The organism is Sphaerochaeta sp. (assembly GCF_050256055.1).
GTDB lineage: Bacteria > Spirochaetota > Spirochaetia > Sphaerochaetales > Sphaerochaetaceae > Sphaerochaeta.
In genome coordinates this window covers 1-4,864 of sequence record NZ_JBFWIJ010000053.1, presented here as the reverse complement: position 1 = coordinate 4,864, position 4,864 = coordinate 1, and the positions used below count along the sequence as shown (strand labels likewise).

Sequence of the window (4,864 nt, the reverse complement as noted above, 5' to 3'; positions counted from 1 at the left end):
CCAGCTCCCTCAGCTCGGCCACCGCCGCCTCGTTGATGTCGTTCACCACCAGCTCGTAGCCCGCCTTCAGCAGGTTCTTCGCCATCGGCTTGCCCATGATCCCCAGTCCTATGAATCCTATCTTCATATATCCACTCCTCAGAATTATAGTGCGTTCGTACACAGGGAGTATGAATACAACTCCCCCTATACATAGAGTACGAGCAGAACCTGCGATTGTCAACTAAAATTATAGATTCAATATGACTTGTTATATTTTTTATATTTTCTATTATATTTTTCAAATTTCATTATATTTCATCACTTAGCACACGAAAAAGGCCTACCCGAAGGTAAGCCTGCATGTCCCAATACTCCACTGCTTGAAAGAATCTGCTGTCGCCTTAGATTACCACTGTCTGCAACGGCGGAAAACCGTTGAATTCTACGGCAGAGTAACTGCTGGTGTAAGCACCGGTGGAAAGCCAATACAACCGGTCCCCCACCGCAAGACTCAACGGAAGTTCATAGCGGTAATCCTCATAGAGCGTATCCATGGAATCGCAGGTGGGGCCTGCAAGGATGACTTGCTCCTCCGGTCCGTTGCGTTCACAGAGAATAGGATAGTGGATGGCCTCACCCAAGGTTTCCATCAGTCCTCCGAAGCGGCCGCAGTCCTGGTATACCCAGCGTTCCAGCGCCGTCCGGGATTTGCGGGAGATCAGTACGATCTCCGAGACAAGCACCCCCGAATCCCCTAAGAGGGAGCGTCCGGGTTCAATGATTATCTCAGGCAGCGCATCGCCGTAGTCCTCTTCCAGGTATCGCTTGATTTCGTCGGCATAGGTCTCTACCGGGTTGGTCCGTTCCCGGTAGGTGGCGGGGAACCCACCGCCCATATTGATGCAGGACAAGGTGATGCCTTCATTCTCCGACAGCCAGGTGGACAAGTAACTGACTTTGGAAAGGGCACTATCCCAAGCGGTGATATCCCGTTGCTGCGAACCTACATGAAAGGAAAGCCCCCAAGGCTTCAGTCCCAGTTTGCGTGCGAGAACCAAAAGATCCCCGGCAAGGTCGGGGCTACAGCCGAACTTTCTGGAAAGCGGCCAGTCCGCGGTCAGGGCGCCTTCAGCCATCAGGCGAACCATGATCTTCGAACCGGGGGCCGCCTTCGCAATGTTTCGCAAATCCCCTTCACTATCGGTGACGAACAATCTGATACCGGCTGCATAAAACTCCTTGATGTGCTCAAACTTCTTGATGGTGTTCCCACAGCTCATGCGGTCTGCACTGATACCCAGCTCCTGCAGACGGCGAAGCTCATATACCGAGGCCACATCGAAATTCGAACCAAGGCGGTCGAGCAGACGCAACACATCCAATGCAGGATTTGCCTTAACTGCATAATATATCTTTGCAAAAGGAATTGCATTGCGAAGTTCTTGGTATTTTTCCTCAATTACATCAGAGAGGATAAGTTGGAACGGCGTCTCTCGGCCCTTGGAAATTTCCAGAACCCGATCCCACCGTTCCTTAGACATTATTTCAGTAGTGTTCATACGGCAGACTATGTAATTTCACAGGTTTTATGTCAATCAGAACAGCCCTACTCTTTCGCTATGCATTCACTACATTTCTGCTCTTGCCTACAAGAAATGCCTTGAGGTTCTCCACCGCAATGTCCATCAAGCGTTGGCGACTTTCCTTCGGCGCCCAGCTGATGTGCGGAGTGATCAGGCAGTTCTTCGCCGAAAGCAGAGGATTATCCTCGGCGATGGGCTCGCTTGACACGACGTCCAAGCCGGCTGCATACACCTTCCCCCGGTTCAATGCATCGGCAAGGTCCTGTTCCACGATGAGCGGGCCTCTGCTGTTGTTCAGGATGATAACCCCGTCCTTCATCCGAGCAATCGAATCCTTGTTGATGATCCCCCGTGTCTCTTCGAAGAGCGGACAATGCAGGCTGATCACATCGCTTTGGGCGAGCAACTCGTCAAGACTTCGATAGACATCCTGGTAATCGGGGTTCTGCATCACATCATAGGCGATCACCTGCATCCCGAAGGCGCGGGCTATCCTTGCCGTCGCCCGACCGATCCTGCCGTAGCCGATGATCCCCATCGTCTTTCCCGCCAGCTCGATCAACGGATAATCCCAAAAACAGAAATCGGGACAACTGGTCCAACGGCCCTGTTTCACCGCATCACTGTGGTGCTGCACATGATGGGCTATCTCCAAAAGCAGGGCGAATGCGAATTGCGCCACTGCATCGGTCCCATAGGTGGGGATGTTCGAGACCACAATCCCCTTCTTGGTTGCCGCATTGACATCAACTACATTGTAGCCGGTCGCCAAAACCCCGATATAGCGGATGTTCGGAGCCTGCATGATCGTATTCTCGTCCAACGGCGTCTTGTTGGTGATGACAATCTCAGCATCCCCGATCCGAGTGAGAATCTGTTCGGGTTTTGTACGATCATAGACAGTCAAGGTGCCGAGGGCGGAAAAGCCGTCCCAACTCAAATCCCCGGGATTTTCCGTATAGCCGTCCAGAATGACAATATGCATCGGTAATTTCTCCTTCCTTTTCATGAAAACAGTTCATATTTTACTACGTTCGTTATTTTTTTCTGAGCTCTGCCATCTCGGCTCTCCAGATCCGCAGGTCGGCAAGATTCAATGTACCATCCGCGGTTGCTCTGCACCCATTGAGCACCGGCAACTCGGCATTCTGCATCTGTCGACAAGCTGCTGCAACCTGATCGGCTACTTCGTTCGGAATCAAGACCGCCCCATGCTTGTCTGCATGGATGAGATCACCGGGTCGGACAATCAAACCGCCGACTTCAACCGGTGTTCCTGTTTGTTCCATATGGATGTAGGCATGGGAAACCAACGTGCACGAAGCAAAATAAGTGAAACCCAGCTGATAGGCCTCGTCCAAATCGCGTACTCCGCCGTTGGTCACCACCGCCATACAGCCCAACGCCTTGTGGACGGTGGTCTGCACCTCTCCCCAGAAAGAGCCTACCGGATGCTCATCAATATCCTGGATCACTGAAATGGGGGTGGAAGGACAATCGAGGATCGACTGGTAATACCGATACAGTATCTCTTCCTGATCCCGGGTTCCCGGATACCTGGCACTTACCTTGGCCGTACAGGCATAACCCACCACCGGTTTCCGGTCGGGATATACGGCTTTGATGATCGGGGAGGTAAACCCCTCGGTCTTGCTTCTGAGTTTGAACTTTTCCAAGGCATTGCATACCGTCGGGGTATCGAACTGCCTGAGCTCCTCCAATTGTTCCTTCGTCAAATATTGCATGATTATTTCCTTTTTCATTCACTATCCTATCAATACTATACAAATCTTTAGCCTACATTCATATCAGAATACTCAGATCCCCATCACTCGGGCGAACCAGACGACCAAGGGGATGGAGAAAATGGCCAACAGGGTGGTGGTGATGAACAATTGGGAGGCATAGAGGCTGTCCTTCTCGTAACGAAGGGCGAACATGGTGCTGCCGACGGCCACCGGACTGGCGGCTGCCAAAATGATGGTCAGCACCATGACGGCATCCAGGGTTGTGAAGCTGAAGGCGAAGATGACGGCAAACGGAACAAGGATCAGGCGGTACAATGCGATGAGATAGACGCGCCTTTGCAAAAAGCAGGAACGAAGGCTCGCCCTGCCCAGACTCGCACCTGCGATCAACATGGCCAAGGGGGTGTTCATGCTTCCCAGGCTGTCAAGGGTCTGGAGAAAAACCGAAGGAAGCCTGATCTGCAACACGAAACAGAGCATCCCCAAAATTACACCGATGATGGCCGGGGTCACCAAATTCCGGATCGTTTCCTTCAGATTGGTCTTTCCGATCATCAGTACCACCCCCTGGGTCCAGAAGAACAGGGAGAAGACGGTCAGGTAGCTGGTCAGGTAGAACACCCCTTCCTTTCCGAACAGACCGCTGGCAAGGGGAATGCCGAAGTAGCCGCAATTCGAGTAGATGATACTGAGCCGTTCAACAGCGCTGTTCACCCCTTTTTTTCGCACCACCGCATAGGCAACCACTATTTGGATGAGGAAGGCTGCAACCGAGAGCACGAATGCATACCCCAGCGAGACGAGCAATTCTCTCGTGTAGCTCATCTGATAGGAAACAAAGATGACAGCCGGATTCACCACCTGCAGGAGAAACGTGGACAACCGTTTGAGCGTTGTCTCGTCGAAGATCCTCGTTCGGAAACAGAGTAATCCGACTGCGAGGATGAGGAACATCATCAGAATCTTATCGAGCACAACCTGCATACAGCTTCCTTGCCTTGTCCGCAAGTATACCCCAGAAGCGATTGTTTTCAACACCAAAGATGCTGATGCCTCCGCTTGACAGCATATCTTTGCTTTTTCATACTTTCAGCATGAAAGATAGGTTGTTCACCCCGGTCTTCGTACTGTACATCGTCAAATGCCTGATCGGGACCAGTATTTGCTACGGTTTCTACCGGGCATTCCCCCAATATCACCTGTCCTGGTCGGTGGTCAGCCTGCTTCTGGTCCTTGCCCCTGACTGGGATAATTCGCTTGCCCTTCCCATTGCCCGCATCAAGGCGAATGTCACCGGGGCCTTGATCGGCTTGGCTTGTTTTACCCTTCCCCTCCCCCAATTGGCCGGGCTCTGTCTCGGGGTAGTTCTCACCATTACCGTCTGCTCGCTCTTCCACTACGCTTCCTCAACCAGAAGCGCCTTGGCAGCCTTGGTGATCGTCCTGTTGCAGGAATTCGACACCCCGATGTGGTTCTATGCGCTCCAACGCATATTCGCCGTCATCCTGGGGTGTCTGGTCGCCCTTGCCTTGACCTTGCTCTTCTTCTGGA

The 4,864-nt window shown here is 52.3% G+C and carries 6 protein-coding genes; 1 reads left to right on the top strand and 5 read right to left on the bottom strand.

The features are described from left to right. The 5 genes from AB7C91_RS13515 to AB7C91_RS13495 form a co-directional block, all read right to left on the bottom strand. A partial coding sequence (locus AB7C91_RS13515) for an NAD(P)-binding domain-containing protein (RefSeq protein WP_428592315.1) occupies positions 1-127 on the bottom strand: 127 nt, incomplete at its 3' end. Positions 128-383: 256 nt separating this feature from the next. Further along, positions 384-1,541 (bottom strand): type III PLP-dependent enzyme, encoded by a 1,158-nt coding sequence (locus AB7C91_RS13510; protein ID WP_332447261.1) that lies wholly within the window; start codon positions 1,539-1,541, stop codon positions 384-386. Between the two features lie 58 nt (positions 1,542-1,599). Beyond that, entirely contained in the window at positions 1,600-2,550 is a 951-nt protein-coding gene (locus AB7C91_RS13505) for a D-2-hydroxyacid dehydrogenase (RefSeq protein WP_428592312.1), read from the bottom strand. Between the two features lie 52 nt (positions 2,551-2,602). Beyond that, positions 2,603-3,310 carry an RraA family protein gene (locus AB7C91_RS13500; RefSeq protein WP_332447263.1) on the bottom strand — a complete coding sequence of 236 codons (708 nt, stop codon included), beginning with the start codon at positions 3,308-3,310 and terminating at the stop codon, positions 2,603-2,605. Positions 3,311-3,382: 72 nt separating this feature from the next. After that, positions 3,383-4,297 carry an AEC family transporter gene (locus AB7C91_RS13495; protein ID WP_332447264.1) on the bottom strand — a complete coding sequence of 305 codons (915 nt, stop codon included), beginning with the start codon at positions 4,295-4,297 and terminating at the stop codon, positions 3,383-3,385. A gap of 110 nt (positions 4,298-4,407) precedes the next feature. Between AB7C91_RS13495 and AB7C91_RS13490 the strand changes: the two genes are divergently transcribed. Further along, on the top strand, positions 4,408-4,864 hold a 457-nt coding region (locus tag AB7C91_RS13490), incomplete at its 3' end, for an FUSC family protein (RefSeq protein WP_428592308.1).